The following is a 353-nucleotide window of genomic DNA, read 5'->3' as shown; positions in this document are numbered from 1 at the left end:
TCCAGCGCCGTCCAGGTGCCGGTGGTGTCTCCCCACGGGGAGCCGTTATCCATCGTCATCCTGTCCGGCAGGCCGTAGCGTTCAAACACGCTGACCAGCTGCTGCTGCACGGTCTCACGACGTTCATCGTTACAGTGCACCAGGCACAGGGAAAAACGGGAGTGGTCGTCCAGCAAAGTGAGCGGATGGCAGCGGCCTCCGCCAAAGGGAAAGTGGCCCTTAAAATCCATCTGCCAGAGCCGGTTGGGCGCGTCATGTTCGAACCGTCCCGTGGCGGGAATGCCCGGTGAAGTGCCCGGCAGCAGGCCGTGACGGGCCATCAGGGTATGAACGGTGCTGAAGGCGGGCATGGT

Annotated in this window: 1 protein-coding gene; it reads right to left on the bottom strand. The window is 63.2% G+C overall.

The window, feature by feature from the left end:
* Positions 1–353 (bottom strand): DDE-type integrase/transposase/recombinase (locus EKN83_RS23260; RefSeq protein WP_148110463.1); only part of this gene is annotated, 353 nt, incomplete at both ends.

The organism is Enterobacter sp. WCHEn090032 (genome assembly GCF_003986875.1).
Lineage (GTDB): Bacteria > Pseudomonadota > Gammaproteobacteria > Enterobacterales > Enterobacteriaceae > Enterobacter > Enterobacter sichuanensis.
The sequence above is the reverse complement of the archived record's forward strand: the minus strand, read 5'-3'. Positions and strand labels throughout refer to the sequence as shown.